This window comes from Mesorhizobium sp., from assembly GCF_004962925.1.
In the GTDB taxonomy this organism is placed as follows: domain Bacteria; phylum Pseudomonadota; class Alphaproteobacteria; order Rhizobiales; family Rhizobiaceae; genus Mesorhizobium.
Genome location: NZ_SUEO01000154.1, coordinates 1 through 15,401, shown reverse-complemented (window position 1 = coordinate 15,401; position 15,401 = coordinate 1). Strand labels below are relative to the sequence as shown.

Genomic DNA, 15,401 nt, shown 5'->3' with positions numbered 1-15,401 from the left:
GTGCTGGACACCGAGGCGGAGCCTGGCTTTGCCGTGATGCGAGGGCTGGCGCTGCACAAATTGCTGCAGATGCTGCCCGGCATTGCCGAGGCCGAACGGCGGGAGGCCGCGGAACGCTACCTCAAGCGCGCCGGGTCGCAGTGGCCAGAAAGCGAGCGTGATAAGGCCTTGGCCTCGGTGGCGGCGATCCTTGCCGACAGCCGCTTCGAACAGCTGTTCGCATCATCGTCGCGCGCCGAAGTCGCGGTCATGGGCAGCCTGGAGATCAAAGGCAAATTACGCTCCATCTCCGGCAAGATCGACCGGCTGGCGGTCACATCAGGCAAGGTGTCGATCGTCGACTACAAGACCAACCGGCCGGCGCCAGCAGCGCTGGCGGACGTTCCGCCGGCCTATGTCCTGCAGCTCGCGCTCTATCGCGCGCTGCTCCAGCCGCTTTATCCCCGGCATGAGGTCTCGGCGGCGCTGCTGTTTACCGAAGCACCACGGCTGATCGAGCTGCCGCCGGCGGCGATGGACGATGCCCTTGCCCGACTCACGGGAGCGTGACACAACAGCTGCTTGAAGAAGGGCACGATCACCACCACATTTGGTGCGACAATAACTCTCGAAAGGATTTTCGCATGGCCACCGTCAAGGTCGACAAGAGCAATTTCCAGACCGATGTGCTTGACGCCAAGGAGCCGGTCGTGGTCGATTTCTGGGCGGAATGGTGCGGCCCGTGCAAGATGATCGCGCCGGCGTTGGAAGACATCGCCATCGAACTCGGCAGCAAGGTCAAGATCGCCAAGCTCAACATCGACGAGAATCCGGAGCTGGCCGCGCAGTTCGGCGTGCGCTCGATCCCGACGCTGATGATCTTCAAGGGCGGCGAAATGGCCGACATGAAGGTTGGCGCCGCGCCGAAGACGGCGCTGTCGCACTGGATCAACGGCAATCTCGCCTGATCCGACCTGAAAATCCGCAGACAAGCCCGGCCCCGCGCCGGGCTTTTCTTTGGCGTTATCGCTCAACGCCGCTGGCCCTCGCGCGCGATGCCTCCATGTCTTCTGCTTGGGAAAGACAGGAGAACCCCCATGACTGGATCCGCCAAGGTCACCGTCTTCATCGACAATGAACGCGTCATCGTCACCGAATACCGCTTCGCGCCGGGTGACAACACCGGCTGGCACCGTCATGGCTACGACTATGTCATCGTGCCGCTGATGGACGGCAAGCTGAAGCTCCTGACCAAGGACGGCGAATCCTTTGCCGAGATGAAGAAGGGTGCGCCCTATTTCCGCAAGGAAGGCGTCGAGCACGACGTCATCAGCGCCAATGAGGGCGAATACGCCTTCATCGAGATCGAGCTGAAGTGATTAACCCGCTCTGAATCGATGCGCGCTTTTGTCGAAATTAGAAACGTCGCGCTGCCCCTCATCCGCCTGCCGGCACCTTCTCCCCGTATAGGGACGGGGAGAAGGGAATTGGCCGCAATGTCGGCGCCTCTCCCGCAACGCTGACAGTTGGCGAAATCATTGCGACGGCAACTTTCTCCCCGTCCCTATACGGGGAGAAATGCCCGGCAGGGCAATGAGGGGCGGCGCCAACCGATGATATCTAAAACGAAAGCGCCTCGCACGAGGCCGTTTTTACGCGCCGCGTTTCAGGTCGGCGGCGTGCCATTTTCGGCCAGCACTGCGCCGGCCAGATAGAGCGAGCCGCTGATCAGGATGCGCGGCGGCGGTCCGTCCCAGGTGTCGCGCAGCAGCATCAGCGCATTGGCGACGGAGCTCACCGGTTCGGCCGATAGGCCGGCCTCGACAGCGCGGACCGCCAGTTCGTCATTTGGCACGCTGGCCTCGCTGAGGCTTACCGGTACCGTGTAGACATGCCGCACCAGACCCTTGAAGGCGCTGAAATAACCGCTCTGGTCCTTGGTGTTGATCATGCCGGAAATCAGGAACAGCGGCCGCGGGTTCTTTTCCTCCTGCTCGGCCAGTGCTTCGGCGACGACCACGCCGGCGCCCGGATTATGGCCGCCATCGAGCCAGATGTCGGCGCCCTTCGGTGCCAGTTCCGTCAGCCTGCCTTGCGGCAACTTCTGCATCCGCCCCGGCCAGGCGACATTGGCCATCGCCTTGTCGGCGACGCGATGGCTGATCTCGAAGCCCGCAGCCTTGACCGCGGCAATCGCCGCCGCCGCATTGGCGAACTGGTGACGACCCGGCAGCCGCGGTGGCGACAGGTCCATCAATCCGTCTTCGTCCTGATAGACCATGCGGCCGTTTTCCTCGAAGGCGAGGAAATCCTGGCCATAGACGAAGGCGGGACAGTCGAGCCGCTCGGCGGTTTCGATAAGCACCTGAAGCGCCGTCTCGCTTTCCTGCGCGCCGATGACCACCGGGCAACCGCGCTTGATGATGCCGGCCTTTTCGGCGGCGATCAGTTCGACACGGTCGCCGAGAAAGGATTCGTGATCGAGCGAGACCGGCATGATCACCGACACCGCCGACTCGGTGATGACATTGGTGGCGTCGAAGCGGCCGCCGAGACCGACCTCGATGATGACGGCATCCGCCGGATGTTCGGAAAACAGCAGGAAGGTGACCGCGGTGAGGATTTCGAAGACGGTGATCTTCTGGCCTTCATTGGCCTTGGCGACGCGGGCGATGGCGTCCGCGAAGACCTTGTCCTCGACCAGCCTGCCGCCGCCGTCCGCGGCCAGCCGGTAGCGCTCATGCCAGTTCACCAGATGAGGCGATGTGTGGACATGGACGCGGTGGCCGGACGCTTCGAGCAGCGCCCGCGAAAACGCGGCGCAGGAGCCCTTGCCGTTGGTGCCGGCGATGTGGATGACGGGCGGCAGATGGTCCTGCGGATTGCCCAGCCGCTCCAGCAGCCGCGAAATGCGGTCGAGCGAAAGATCGAAGCCCTTCGGATGAAGCGACATCAGGCTTTCGATTTCGCGGTCGGCGGCAAGCGTGGTCATGGGAGAATCCTAGGCGCGCCATAGATGGCGCGCAATCGCGGTTCGCGACGAAGGATGTCGCGTCAGACTTGCGGGCGTGCTTCCGTCGGGATCGTCGCCGGCGGCAGGATTTCCGGTTCCAGCGGCTTTTGCTCTTCCGGCAGCTTAAGCAGCATTTTCAGGAGCCGTGCAATCGTCTGGCGCATCTCCAGCCGCGACACCACCATGTCGACCATGCCGTGCTCCATCAGATACTCGGAGCGCTGGAAGCCGTCGGGCAGCTTTTCCCTGATGGTCTGCTCGATGACGCGTGGCCCGGCAAAGCCGATCAGCGCGCCGGGCTCGGCGATGTGCACGTCACCCAGCATGGCGTAGGAGGCGGTGACGCCGCCGGTGGTCGGGTTGGTCAGGACGACGATATAGGGAAGACCGGCCTCCTTCAGCCGATCGACGCCGATCGTGGTTCGCGGCAATTGCATGAGCGACAGGATGCCTTCCTGCATGCGGGCGCCACCGGACGCCGCGAACAGGATCAGCGGCCGCTTGCGTTGCAAGGCGGCCTCGAAGCCACGAACGATGGCGTCGCCGGCGGCCATGCCGAGCGAACCACCCATGAAGGCGAAGTCCTGCACGGTCACCACCACCGGCAGGCCCTCGACGGTGCCCAGCGCGTTGATGATCGCGTCTTCCAGCCCGGTCTTGGCCTTGGCGTCCTTCAGCCGGTCGGTGTAGCGCTTCTCGTCGCGGAATTTCAGCGGGTCCTGCACGACCTTGGGGTTTTCGAGCGTCTCGTATTTGCCGTCGTCGAAGAAGAATTTCAGCCGCTCCTTGGCCGAGATCTTCATGTGGTGGCCGGAGGACGGGATGACGAACTGGTTCTGCTCCAGATCCTTGTGGAAGACCATCTCGCCGGTCTCGGGATCCTTGATCCAGAGGTTCTCAGGCATGTCGGTACGCCGGCCGAGCATCGAATTGATCTTCGGGCGAACGTAGTTGGTGATCCAGTTCATCGCTTCGGCTCCTGTCCTGACGAAGAGTTAGACCATGATCCCGAAAAGTGGAAACCGGTTTTCGGTAAAGATCATGGTCAACCAGAAGATCAAGACTATTCGGCGGCAGCAAGGCGAGCCGCACGCACGCCTTGCGAAAGCCCGCTGACCAGCGTGGCGACTGCCTCGGCCGGGTCGGCGGTCTTTTCGCCCTTCGGCCCCAGAACATTGGCGACCGCATTGACGATCGCGGTGCCGACGACGACGCCATCGGCATTGGCGCCGATTACGCGCGCCTGCTCGGCGGTCTTGACGCCGAAGCCGACGCAGACCGGCAGGTCGGTATGGCCCTTGATGCGCCTGACCGCCGCCGCCACCTTGCCGGTGTCGGCAAGTGCGGAGCCGGTGATGCCGGTCATCGACACGTAGTAGACGAAGCCGGAGGTGTTCTGCAGCACCTTGGGCAGGCGCTTGTCGTCGGTGGTCGGCGTCGCCAGCCGGATGAAATTGATGCCGGCCTTCAGCGCCGGAATGCACAATTCCTCGTCCATTTCCGGCGGCAGGTCGACGACGATCAGCCCGTCTATGCCGCTGGCCAGCGCGTCGCTCAGGAAGCGGTCGACGCCGTGGATGTAGATCGGATTGTAGTAGCCCATCAGCACAATCGGCGTTTCATTGTCTCCGGCGCGGAATTCCGACGCCATCTTCAGCGTCTTGACCAGCGTCTGGCCGCCTTTCAGCGCGCGCAGGCCGGCCGCCTGGATGGCCGGGCCGTCGGCCATCGGATCGGAAAACGGCATGCCCATTTCGATGATGTCGGCGCCTGCCTTGGGCAGCGCCTTCATGATCGACAAAGCGGTGTCGTAGTCCGGGTCGCCGCTCATGAAATAGGTGACAAGCGCCGGGCGGCCTTCGGCTTTCAGCTTGGCCATGCGGCGGTCGATGCGGGTGGTGGTCATGATCAGATCTCCATGCCCAGCATATTGGCCACCGTATGCACGTCCTTGTCGCCGCGGCCGGACAGGTTAACGATGACGATCTGGTCCTTGTCCATGGCGGGTACGATCTTCACCGCATGCGCAATGGCATGGGCGGATTCGAGCGCCGGAATGATGCCTTCGACGCGCGTCGTCAGCTGGAAAGCCTCCAGCGCCTCGTCATCCAGGATCGGCACATAGTCGACGCGGCCGGAGTCGCGCAGCCAGGAGTGTTCCGGCCCGACGCCCGGATAATCGAGGCCGGCCGAGATCGAGTGCCCGTCCATGATCTGCCCGTCGGCGTTCTGCAGGAGATAGGTGCGGTTGCCGTGCAGCACGCCGGGCGCGCCGGCGCTCATCGAGGCGCAATGCTCGATGCCGTCGAGGCCGCGGCCACCGGCCTCGATGCCGATGATGCGGACCTCTTTGTCGTCGAGGAAGGGATGGAACAGGCCGATGGCGTTCGAGCCGCCGCCGACACAAGCGATAATCGTGTCCGGCAGCCTGCCTTCCTGCTCGAGGATCTGGGCGCGCGCCTCGATGCCGATCACCGACTGGAAGTCGCGTACCAGCTCCGGATAGGGGTGCGGGCCGGCGGCGGTGCCGATCAGGTAATAGGTGTCCTCAACATTGGTCACCCAGTCGCGCAGGGCCTCGTTCATGGCGTCCTTCAGCGTGCCGTGCCCAGCGGTCACCGGCCGCACTTCGGCGCCCAAAAGCTTCATACGGAAGACGTTGGGGCTTTGCCGGGCGACGTCGGTGGCGCCCATATAGACGACGCACGGAAAGCCGAAGCGCGCCGCCACCGTGGCCGACGCCACGCCGTGCTGGCCGGCGCCGGTCTCGGCGATGATGCGCTTCTTGCCCATGCGCTTGGCCAGCAGGATCTGGCCGAGGCAATTGTTGATCTTGTGCGAGCCGGTGTGGTTCAAATCCTCGCGCTTGAAATAGACTTTCGCGCCGCCCCCGAGGCCCTTCGCCGCGGAAACCTCACGAAGATGCCTGGTCAGGCCTTCGGCGAAATAAAGCTTCGACGGCCGGCCGGCATAGTGGGTCGAAAGGTCAGTCAGCTCAGCCTTGAAATCCGGATCGTCCTTGACCTCGTTCCAGTGCCGCTCGAGGTCGAGGATCAGCGGCATCAATGTTTCGGCAACGAAACGACCGCCGAAGATGCCGAACATGCCCTGTTCGTCGGGTCCGGTGCGGAAGGAATTGGGTAGCGCCGGCTTGTCCATCGCCGATCTCCTAGCTTGTGGTTTGAAGCACGGTCAGGCGGCGCGGTTGTCGCGTACTGCCCTGACGGCCCGGAAAAACTGTTCGATCAGCGCCGGATCCTTGACGCCCGGCGCGCTTTCCACGCCCGAGGAAATGTCTAATCCGGACGGGTTGGCAAGCTGAAGGGCATCGCCGATATTGGCGGCGTTCAGCCCACCGGAAAGCATGTAATCGACGCCGGCGTCAAGGCCGGCCAGAATGTGCCAGTCGAAGGCAACGCCGTTGCCGCCCGGCAGTTCCGAACCCTTCGGCGGCTTGGCATCGAACAGGAAACGGTCGGCAATGCCGATGAAGGGTTTTATCCGCTCCAGGTCGGCAGCCTCGCTGACCGACAGCGCCTTCATCACCGGCAGGCCATAGCGGGCCTTGAGCTCAGCCACCCGCTCAGGCGTTTCCGAACCATGCAGCTGCAACATGTCGGGCTGCATCTTTTCGACGATTTCGTCCAGGAACGCATCGCCGGCGTCGACCGTCACGGCGACCGCCCTGGCCTTGCCGGTCGCCGCTTCGCGCAAGCGGCCGGCTTCCGCCGGCTCGACATAGCGCGGGCTTTTGGCGAAGAAAATAAAGCCGACATGGCTGGCGCCGCCGGCCAATGCCGCGGCCATTGCCTTGTCGGTGTTCAGTCCGCATATCTTGATGTCGAGCGCCATGGCGCGGGGATTGGCACGAAACGGCAAAAGAGTCGAGAAAAAGCGCATATTTGCCACCAGCGCGGAACGCGCTACCTTACTTAAGATAGTACAGGCGGGAGCAAACAAGCATGGCAGACGAAACCGTCGCCCAACTCAAGCAAAAGATCGCGCAGGCTCGCGAGGTCATTGCGCATCTGATGGACAAGGCTGCCTTCAACGGCGCCGAGGCGCACCGCGCGCTCGCCTATTTCAGCAACGACGGGTTCGAGAAGAATTTCTTGCCATGGCCGCGCCATACCGACGAGGGCTTGCGTCCTGAAGAGCTCAACGCTGCCAACGACGATTGATCGTGCGATCTACTCGAACATGATCGCTTGCAGCGCGCCGCCATTGCGCTTGAGCCAATCCTTGCAGCGCTCGGTGTCCGGGCAGAGCTGCTCGCACAATTTCCAGAATTTCGGACCGTGGTTCATCTCCTTGAGATGCGCCACCTCATGCGCGACGAGGTAGTTAATGACCGGTCGCGGCGCCATCATGATGCGCCACGAGAAGGACAAATTGCCGTCGGAGGTGCACGATCCCCAGCGGCTCGACGTGTCCTTGAAACGGATCGCCTTGGCGCGTTTGCCGACCGCCCCGGCGTGCTTGACCACCAGCGCCTCGATCTCGCGCTTGGCTTCGCGCTTGAGGAAATCGGCGATGCGGCGCGGCAGGTGCACGCGCTCGCCATGCACGATCATCAGCGGACCGCGTTCGTCGCACGACAGCGTGACGGTACCGCGTTTCGAAGGCTCATGAACAATGCGATGCGGCACGCCGCGCACCGGTATCTTGATGCCGGGCCGCACCTGCGGCCGGTTGGGCACCTTGGCCAGCCGCTGCTCCAGCCAGTCCTGATGGCGGTCCAGGAATTTTTCCACCTCGCCCCGCCGCAGGCCCGGCGGCACGGTGATGCGCAAGCCGCGGCCGCCGGAATCGATGCGCAGCGTCAGGCGCCGCGCCCGGTCGCTCTCGACGATCTTGAGCGGCAGCGTGCGGCCGGCAACACAATGCTCTCGCTCCACGACGGGGGCGGGCCTGGGTTTGGTCAGGTTGCGGAAGAAGCCGAATGACATGGCGGGACGATACGTGATTCGAGGAAAACGAATAGAACATAAAAGAAACGGCGCCGCTGACGCGACGCCGTTTTTTAATTATTTATCGGGGCAAGTGCCTTACTCGTCCAGTAGGCCTGGCGTGGATTTGCCACCGCGTTTGCCGGTCCCCGTCGAACCGGTTGATCCACCGGTTGTAGGCGACGTCGACTTGTTGCGGTTCGCCATGAAGCGGTCGAACTCTTCCTGGTCCTTGGCGCGACGCAATTCCCTGGCATATTCGTCGAACTCGCTCAGCATCTCGTCGAGCTTGCGGCGCTCTTCATTGAGCCGCTCGAGTTCCTTTTCGCGCCAGTCGTCGAAAGCGACGTTGCCGGTGCGGGCAGAGCCGTGGCCCCAGCGCGCCGCCTTGTCGGAACCGCGGCGGCAGCCGGCGAAGACACCGTCGGTGGCGCGGTTGACGTCGCGCTTGAAGCCTTCAAGCCGGTCGCCCCAGATGATGTAGGCGAGCATGGCGAGGCCGAGCGGCCAGAACACCATGAAGCCGATCACCATCAGTGCGATGGTTGCCGGCGTCCAGGCCGGACGGATCAATGCAGATGTGTTCATTTTCTCCCAATCCTTCAGTTGGAGACAGCCAATCCTGGCTGCGTAGAATCGAAATGGGATGGGAAAAACGGCGATTCAAGACAGTGTCAGCCAAAACCGGACAAGCATCTGAAATGATTATCGCTTTTTGAGCGTTTCGAGGAAAAGAACGACCAGGCCCGCAATCAGGCCCCAGAACGCCGCGCCGACGCCGAACAGCGTCAGCCCCGAGGCGGTGACGGCAAAGGTGACGGTGGCGGCCATGCGCTCGCCGTCTTCCTTCAGGGCGATCGACAGCGCGTTGGCGAGCGGCGCCATCAGCGCCAGCCCGGCCACCAGCACGATCAGGCTCTGCGGCAGCACGGCGAAGATCGCCACCAGCGAGGCGCCGAAAATGGCGAAGACGAGATAGGCAAGCGCGTAGAAGGGGCCGGTCTTCCAGCGCTCGCCCGGATCGGGATGCACGTCGGGGCCGGTGCAGATTGCCGCCGAGATCGCCGCCAGATTGGTGGTCGAGGCCCCGAACGGCGCAGACAGCAGCGAAAGCAGGCCGGTGACGCCGATCAGCGGGCCGGCGTCTGGGTGATAGCCCGCGGCTCTCAGCACGGCGAGGCCGGACAGGTTCTGCGAGGCCATGGTGACCAGGTAAAGCGGCAGCGCCAGGCCGATGATCGCCGTGACGGTGAACTGCGGCGCAATCAGCGTCAAAGTCGAAAGCTCCGGGGTCGGCAGGCCGCCGACCCGGCCGGTGAGAAAGGCGGCAGCGCCGCCGCCGATCAGCACCGCCAGCACCGAGAGCGCCGGATTGAACAAGCGGATGACAAAGAAGGCGGCGATCAGCGGCAGGATCAGCCACGGGTCGAGCGGAATGGCCTTCACCGCGTTGATGGCGAAGGTGACGACGATGCCGGCCAGCATTCCCGACGCGACCGAGGCCGGTATCCTGGCGATCAGCTTGGTCAAAGGCTTGAACAGGCCGGTGGCGATCAGCAAAATCCCGGTGACGATGAAGGCGCCGACGGCCTCGCCGATCGAAAAGCCGCTCGATGCCGCGATCAGCGCCACCCCCGGCGTCGACCATGCAGCGATGATCGGCATTCTGGTGCGCCATGACAGCCACAGGCTCTCGATCGCCATGGCGAGGCAGATCGCCGTCACCCAGCTCGCGGTTTCGACCTGCGTCGCGCCGACCGCCTTGGCGGCGGCGATGACGATGGCGAGCGTACCGCCGAAGCCGACGATCGCCGCGACGAAGGCGGATACTGGAATGGAAATGCGCATGTCTCTACCCCGCCTGCCGCACCATGGTGTCGACCGCCCGCACCAGCATGTCGAGATCCTGCGGCCGCGACAGGCGGTGGTCGCCGTCGGGGATCAGCGACAGCGTGACGTCGTCGGCCGGCAGCAGGCCGACCAGTTTCAGCGCATGGCTCGACGGCACGTCGGCGTCGGCCAGCCCTTGCAATATGTGGACGGGGCAATGGGTGTCGATCGGCCCGGTCATTGTCAGGTTGTTGCGGCCGTCTTCGATCAGCTCCCGGGTATAGATGTAGGGCTCGGCCGAATAGTCCGACGGCTCCTCGAAAAAACCCTTTTTGGCAAGGTCTCGCTTCTGCGCTTTGGTCAGTGCCGGCTCGACCAGCTCGGCGGTGAAATCCGGCGCCGGAGCCAGAAGCACCAGACCGGCGATGCGGTTCTCGCCTGCCTTGTGCAATTCCTGAACCATGCGCAGCGCGATCCATGCGCCCATCGACGAGCCGACCAGGATTTGCCTGCCTTGTGTAAAATGGCGCAAGACAGCGAGGCTCTGCGAAAGCCATTTCGAGATGGTGCCGTCGGCAAAGGCGCCACCCGATTCGCCATGGCCGGAATAATCATGGCGCAAGAAAGCACGGCCTTGCCCGCTCGCCCACTCCGACAGCTTCTCGGCCTTGGTGCCCAGCATGTCCGACTTGTAGCCGCCGAGCCAGACAATGCCCGGCCCAGCACCCGCAGCGCGCCTGACAGCGATGCTGGTTCCGTCGACGTCGAGAAAAACCGGTGCGGTCATGGCTAACTCCTCACGCAGGTCTTTTGACACAGCTGGCGGTTCAACGAAAAGTGCTCGGCAACTTTCTTCGTTTGGTGCAGGGCTGCAGTCAGGGAACAGGTGATTTCCTGTGAACGCTGTGCTATTGACTCCGGCCGCGCGCTCACCACATTGGCGCGTTCACAAATCTGAACTGAAAACCCTGAACGAAACGGCTCAAGGAGACCACGACCATTCGCAGACCTTTCAAAGCAACGGCGCCCACCAAGGAGGGCCCGCGCTCCAACCGTGACATCCGGGTCCCCCGGGTCCAGCTTATCGACGCCGAAGGCCAGAACCACGGCGATGTCTCCATCAACGACGCATTGCTGCTCGCCGAAGAGGCTGGGCTCGATCTGGTCGAGATATCGCCCAACGCAGTGCCGCCCGTCGTAAAAATCCTCGATCTCGGCAAGTTGAAATACGCCAACCAGAAGAAGGCGGCCGAGGCGCGCAAGAACCAGAAGGTCATCGAGATCAAGGAGATCAAGATGCGCCCGAACATCGACAGCCATGATTACGAGACCAAGATGAAAGCGGTCCGGCGGTTTTTCGAGGAAGGTGACAAGGTCAAGCTGACATTGCGCTTTCGCGGCCGCGAGATGGCGCATATGGAACTCGGCATGCAGCTTCTGAACAAGGTTCGCGAGGAAGTGGCCCCCATCGCCAAGGTCGAAGCCGAACCGAAGCTCGAAGGCCGCCAGATGATGATGGTGCTGGCGCCCCGCTAAAGCGCGAGTCCGAGGACTGGCTTTTGGGCGACTGCATTAAATTCGCCTGAATCATCCTGCAAGGCGTCCCGGCGATCGGCGGGGGCGCCTGTTTTCTTTGCCAGACGCTGGATCACCGCAAGTTCCTCGACGATCGGATTCCCGACATGCTCAATAAAGTTGAATCTGCGCGGACCGAACGAGAGCAGGCCAGGCCTTCGCTGGGCAGCTATCAGCACACGCGCAGAATGGTGCTTGCCGCGCTCGTGGTCGTCATGTTCGCGGCGCTGCTGTTTGGCCAGTCTGCTTTTCCTCCCGAAAGCGTGCCGCACGAAACGATCGAAATGGTCGGCATCCTGCTGATCTTTCTCGGCATTGCCGGGCGCTTGTGGTCGACGCTTTATATTGGCGGACGCAAATCCTCCGAGGTGGTTACCGGCGGACCCTATTCGATCACCCGCAATCCGCTCTATGTCTTCTCCTCGATGGCTGCCGCCGGCGTCGGCGCGCAGATCGGCTCGATCACCGCGACGATCGGTTTCGCGGTGATCTGCGCCGCCGCCTTTCATGTCGTCATCCTGCGCGAAGAAAAGTTCCTGAAGGAGGCCCTCGGCACTCCATTCACGGCCTATATGGCACGGGTGCCGCGCTTCTTCCCGAAGCTTTCGCTGTACCACGAAGGCGACACCGGCAGCTTCAAGCCGCGCCTGCTGCGCACGACGCTGCTGGACGGCTTGGTGTTCCTCGGTGCCTTGCCGTTTTTCGAATTGATCGACGGTGCCCAACAGTCGGGCATACTGCCGGTGCTGTTCCGTTTCCCATAAGCAGTAGTGTTGCTGAGCACTGGGTGTTGCGCGCCGGCCCGCTTTGACGTATAGGACCGCCGTTCCCAAAAACCGCCCGGCAGGGCATGCCGTGGCGGTTTCATTTGCTTTTCGGGCTTTGGTCGGCCTGAAGCGAACAAAAAGCGCGATGATGCGCATATAAATGGAGTAGCAAAATGCCCAAGATGAAGACCAAATCGGCCGCCAAAAAGCGGTTCAAGATCACAGGTACGGGTAAAGTCCTGTCGGCTGCGGCCGGCAAGCGTCACGGCATGATCAAGCGTTCCAACAAGTTCATTCGAAATGCCCGCGGCACGATGGTTCTGGCTGAACCGGATGGCAAGAAGGTCATCAAGAATTTTCTGCCGAACGGCCTCTAAGGCATTCGGTCTGGACAGCGTTTTAAGGAGATCATGACATGGCACGCGTAAAAAGAGGCGTCACCTCGCACGCCAAGCACAAAAAGGTCCTGAAAGCCGCCAAGGGTTTCTACGGCCGCCGCAAGAACACCATCCGCATCGCCAAGCAGGCGGTGGAAAAGTCGCTGCAGTATGCCTACCGCGACCGCAAGAACCGCAAGCGCTCGTTCCGCGCGCTGTGGATCCAGCGCATCAATGCCGCGACCCACGAGCATGGCCTGACCTATGGCCGCTTCATTGACGGCCTCAACAAGGCCGGCATCGAGATCGACCGCAAGATCCTGTCGGACATGGCCATCCATGAGCCGCAGGCATTCGCCGCCCTTGTGGCCAAGGCCAAGGTCGCGCTCGAATACCTCAAGAACACCACGCCGAACGCTTTTGAAAGCGCTGTCGCCTAAGCCAGCGCTTCCCAAGCATTCGCAATTCTGATTTTGGGGAACCCGCGCTGGCACGGCTGGCGCGGGTTTTCTTTGACCCTGATGTAACCAAAATGGTGACATGGAACCAAAATGGTGCCGGTTGCCCGATCAAGAGAGTTTCGCCGTGAACGCCACTGCTGGAAATCTTGAAGTTCTGGAAGGCTCGCTGCTTGCCGACATTGCGTCGGCCACCGACGAGGCTGCGATCGAAGCCGTGCGTGTTTCAGCGCTCGGCAAGAAGGGCTCGGTCTCCGAAATGCTGAAGACGCTCGGCTCGATGAGCGCAGAAGAGCGCCAGATAAAGGGCCCGGCTATCAACGGCCTCAAGAACCGCATCACCGAGGCGCTCACCGCGCGCCGCGCCGAGCTGAAGGACGCGGCGATCGCGGCACGGCTCGCGGCGGAAAAGGTCGATGTGACGTTGCCGGTGCGGCAATCGCCGGCCGAGCGCGGCCGCATCCATCCGATCAGCCAGGTCAGCGACGAGATCGCCGCGATCTTCGGCGACCTCGGTTTCGCCATCGCCGAAGGTCCCGATATCGAGACCGATTACTACAATTTCACCGCGCTGAACTTCCCGGAAGGCCATCCGGCGCGCGAGATGCACGACACCTTTTTCTTCCAGCCGGATGAGAAGGGCGAACGCAAGCTTTTGCGCACCCACACCTCGCCGGTGCAGATCCGCACCATGGAGGTGCAGAAGCCGCCGATCCGCATTGTCATTCCCGGAAAAACCTACCGGCAGGATTCCGATGCCACCCATTCGCCGATGTTCCATCAGGTCGAGGGGCTGGTGATCGACAGATCAGCCAACGTCGCCAACATGAAATGGGTGCTCGAGGAGTTCTGCAAGGCCTTCTTCGAGGTGCCACAGGTCAAGATGCGCTTCCGGCCGTCCTTCTTCCCGTTCACCGAACCCAGCATGGAGGTCGACATCCAGTGCGACCGTTCGCGGCCTGGCGAGGTGCGCTTCGGCGAAGGCTCCGACTGGATGGAGATCCTCGGCTGCGGCATGGTTCATCCCAATGTGCTGAGATATGGCGGGCTCGATCCCGACGAGTACCAGGGCTTTGCCTGGGGCATGGGCATCGATCGCATCGCCATGCTGAAATACGGCATGCCGGACCTGCGCGCCTTCTTCGACGCCGATGTGCGCTGGCTGTCGCATTACGGCTTCCGGCCGCTCGACATGCCGACGCTATTCGCAGGCTTGAGCGCATGACAGCGGCCCACACCGGCGGCTGCCGCTGCGGCGCCGTGCGGTTCGAGGCTTCGGCCGAACCGCACCATGTCAGCTATTGCCATTGCGGCGATTGCCGGCGGGCCAGCGGCGCGCCGGTGTCGGCCTTTGTCGGGTTCCTGACCGAGCAGGTCGCCTTCACGGGCAAGGCGCTGAAGATGTTCGAGAACGGGTCGGTGACGCGCTCGTTTTGCGGCGTCTGCGGTTCACCGATCGCCTATGTCGACGAGCGGTTGGCCGACCACATCTATTTCATGCTCGGCGCCATGGACATGCCGGCCTATTTCAAGCCGTCGCACCACGCCCATGTACGCGAGCAGCTTCCCTTCGTGCACATGCCGGACGACTTGCCGCGCCATCTGAAGACCAGCGTGCCCAGGCCAGACGGGCAAAGACCAGACGGAACACAGTCATGAAATTCACCCTCTCCTGGCTCAAGGACCACCTCGAGACCGACGCCTCGCTGGCCGAAATCGTCGAGCGGCTGACCTCGATCGGCCTCGAAGTCGAGCATGTCGACGACAAGGCGAGCTTGAAGCCCTTCGTCATCGCCAAGGTGCTGACGGCGGTGCAGCATCCCGATGCCGATCGGCTGCGTGTGCTGACGGTCGATACCGGCGACGGCAAGCCACCGGTGCAGGTCGTCTGCGGCGCGCCGAACGCCCGCGCGGGCCTGATCGGCGCCTTTGCGGCGCCCGGCGTCTATATTCCGGGCATCGACGTGACACTTACGGTCGGCAAGATCAGGGGCGTCGAAAGCCACGGCATGATGTGCTCCGAGCGCGAGCTCGAGCTTTCCGAAGAGCATGACGGCATCATCGACTTGCCGGAAGATGCGCCGGTCGGCACTAGCTTCGCCGCCTATGCGCATCTGGACGACCCGATGATCGAGATCAATTTGACGCCGAACCGGCCCGATGCGACCAGCGTCTATGGCATCGCCCGCGATCTGGCGGCGAGCGGGCTCGGTACGCTGAAGAGCGCGCCGGTCGAGGCGATCCCCGGCAAGGGCGAGATCCCGGTCAAGGTGACGATCGAGGCGCCGGAACTCTGCCCCGGTTTTGCGCTGCGCCTGGTGCGCGGCGTGAAAAACGGCCCGTCGCCGAAATGGCTGCAGCAAAGGCTGATCGCCATCGGTCTGAGGCCGATCAGCGCGCTGGTCGACATCACGAACTACGTGACCTTCGACCGCGGCCGGCCCTTGCATGTG

At 62.8% G+C, this 15,401-nt stretch carries 20 protein-coding genes; 11 read left to right on the top strand and 9 right to left on the bottom strand.

Going from position 1 to position 15,401, the window contains the following annotated elements; all coding sequences use genetic code 11:
- The 3 genes from E5W87_RS25175 to E5W87_RS25165 form a co-directional block, all read left to right on the top strand.
- Positions 1-549: PD-(D/E)XK nuclease family protein (locus E5W87_RS25175; protein ID WP_292403756.1), on the top strand; the 549-nt coding region annotated here is incomplete at its 5' end.
- A gap of 74 nt (positions 550-623) precedes the next feature.
- Complete coding sequence (gene trxA, locus E5W87_RS25170) at positions 624-947, top strand: thioredoxin (RefSeq protein WP_027152031.1); 324 nt, start codon at positions 624-626, stop codon at positions 945-947.
- Positions 948-1,076: 129 nt separating this feature from the next.
- Positions 1,077-1,358, top strand: coding sequence for a cupin domain-containing protein (locus E5W87_RS25165; RefSeq protein ID WP_292403753.1), 282 nt, complete (start codon positions 1,077-1,079; stop codon positions 1,356-1,358).
- Positions 1,359-1,645: 287 nt separating this feature from the next.
- Here E5W87_RS25165 and E5W87_RS25160 read toward each other — a convergent pair whose 3' ends face one another.
- From E5W87_RS25160 to E5W87_RS25140, 5 genes are all read right to left on the bottom strand, one after another.
- On the bottom strand, positions 1,646-2,971 hold the full coding sequence (locus E5W87_RS25160; RefSeq protein ID WP_292403750.1) for a folylpolyglutamate synthase/dihydrofolate synthase family protein: 1,326 nt from the start codon (positions 2,969-2,971) through the stop codon (positions 1,646-1,648).
- A gap of 62 nt (positions 2,972-3,033) precedes the next feature.
- Positions 3,034-3,960, bottom strand: a complete 927-nt coding sequence (gene accD / locus E5W87_RS25155) for an acetyl-CoA carboxylase, carboxyltransferase subunit beta (protein ID WP_292403746.1) — start codon at positions 3,958-3,960, stop codon at positions 3,034-3,036.
- A gap of 95 nt (positions 3,961-4,055) precedes the next feature.
- On the bottom strand, positions 4,056-4,898 hold the full coding sequence (gene trpA / locus E5W87_RS25150) for a tryptophan synthase subunit alpha (RefSeq protein ID WP_292403742.1): 843 nt from the start codon (positions 4,896-4,898) through the stop codon (positions 4,056-4,058).
- Between the two features lie 2 nt (positions 4,899-4,900).
- Entirely contained in the window at positions 4,901-6,151 is a 1,251-nt protein-coding gene (gene trpB, locus E5W87_RS25145) for a tryptophan synthase subunit beta (RefSeq protein ID WP_292403739.1), read from the bottom strand.
- A 33-nt stretch (positions 6,152-6,184) separates the two neighbouring features.
- Complete coding sequence (locus E5W87_RS25140; protein WP_292403759.1) at positions 6,185-6,844, bottom strand: phosphoribosylanthranilate isomerase; 660 nt, start codon at positions 6,842-6,844, stop codon at positions 6,185-6,187.
- Between the two features lie 110 nt (positions 6,845-6,954).
- Here E5W87_RS25140 and E5W87_RS25135 point away from each other — a divergent pair, with 110 nt between their 5' ends.
- The gene (locus E5W87_RS25135; RefSeq protein WP_292403737.1) at positions 6,955-7,173 is read left to right on the top strand and encodes a hypothetical protein; all 219 of its coding nucleotides are present in this window, start codon (positions 6,955-6,957) and stop codon (positions 7,171-7,173) included.
- A 9-nt stretch (positions 7,174-7,182) separates the two neighbouring features.
- Here the strand turns inward: E5W87_RS25135 and E5W87_RS25130 are convergent, their stop codons facing one another.
- The 4 genes from E5W87_RS25130 to E5W87_RS25115 all read right to left on the bottom strand — a co-directional run bounded on the left by E5W87_RS25130 (position 7,183) and on the right by E5W87_RS25115 (position 10,558).
- Entirely contained in the window at positions 7,183-7,941 is a 759-nt protein-coding gene (locus tag E5W87_RS25130) for a M48 family metallopeptidase (protein ID WP_292403734.1), read from the bottom strand.
- Between the two features lie 99 nt (positions 7,942-8,040).
- The gene (locus tag E5W87_RS25125) at positions 8,041-8,529 is read right to left on the bottom strand and encodes a DUF2852 domain-containing protein (protein WP_292403730.1); all 489 of its coding nucleotides are present in this window, start codon (positions 8,527-8,529) and stop codon (positions 8,041-8,043) included.
- 117 nt (positions 8,530-8,646) lie between these two features.
- Positions 8,647-9,789 (bottom strand): benzoate/H(+) symporter BenE family transporter, encoded by a 1,143-nt coding sequence (locus E5W87_RS25120; protein ID WP_292403728.1) that lies wholly within the window; start codon positions 9,787-9,789, stop codon positions 8,647-8,649.
- A 4-nt stretch (positions 9,790-9,793) separates the two neighbouring features.
- Entirely contained in the window at positions 9,794-10,558 is a 765-nt protein-coding gene (locus E5W87_RS25115; RefSeq protein ID WP_292403726.1) for an alpha/beta hydrolase, read from the bottom strand.
- Between the two features lie 212 nt (positions 10,559-10,770).
- Between E5W87_RS25115 and infC the strand changes: the two genes are divergently transcribed.
- From infC to ytpR, 7 genes are all read left to right on the top strand, one after another.
- Positions 10,771-11,307: a translation initiation factor IF-3 gene (gene infC / locus E5W87_RS25110; protein WP_095484453.1), complete on the top strand. Its 537-nt coding sequence runs from the start codon at positions 10,771-10,773 to the stop codon at positions 11,305-11,307.
- Positions 11,308-11,453: 146 nt separating this feature from the next.
- On the top strand, positions 11,454-12,110 hold the full coding sequence (locus tag E5W87_RS25105) for an isoprenylcysteine carboxylmethyltransferase family protein (RefSeq protein ID WP_292403723.1): 657 nt from the start codon (positions 11,454-11,456) through the stop codon (positions 12,108-12,110).
- A gap of 176 nt (positions 12,111-12,286) precedes the next feature.
- Entirely contained in the window at positions 12,287-12,490 is a 204-nt protein-coding gene (gene rpmI / locus E5W87_RS25100) for a 50S ribosomal protein L35 (RefSeq protein WP_006201248.1), read from the top strand.
- 38 nt (positions 12,491-12,528) lie between these two features.
- A complete protein-coding gene (gene rplT, locus E5W87_RS25095) occupies positions 12,529-12,930 on the top strand; it encodes a 50S ribosomal protein L20 (protein WP_006201247.1) in 402 nt (133 codons plus the stop codon).
- 145 nt (positions 12,931-13,075) lie between these two features.
- The gene (gene pheS / locus E5W87_RS25090; RefSeq protein WP_292403719.1) at positions 13,076-14,173 is read left to right on the top strand and encodes a phenylalanine--tRNA ligase subunit alpha; all 1,098 of its coding nucleotides are present in this window, start codon (positions 13,076-13,078) and stop codon (positions 14,171-14,173) included.
- Positions 14,170-14,607 carry a GFA family protein gene (locus E5W87_RS25085; protein ID WP_292403716.1) on the top strand — a complete coding sequence of 146 codons (438 nt, stop codon included), beginning with the start codon at positions 14,170-14,172 and terminating at the stop codon, positions 14,605-14,607. The genes pheS and E5W87_RS25085 overlap by 4 nt, the downstream gene beginning before the upstream one ends.
- Positions 14,604-15,401, top strand: a 798-nt coding sequence (ytpR, locus tag E5W87_RS25080) for a YtpR family tRNA-binding protein (protein ID WP_292403713.1), incomplete at its 3' end; no start/stop codon positions are given. The genes E5W87_RS25085 and ytpR, both read left to right, overlap by 4 nt.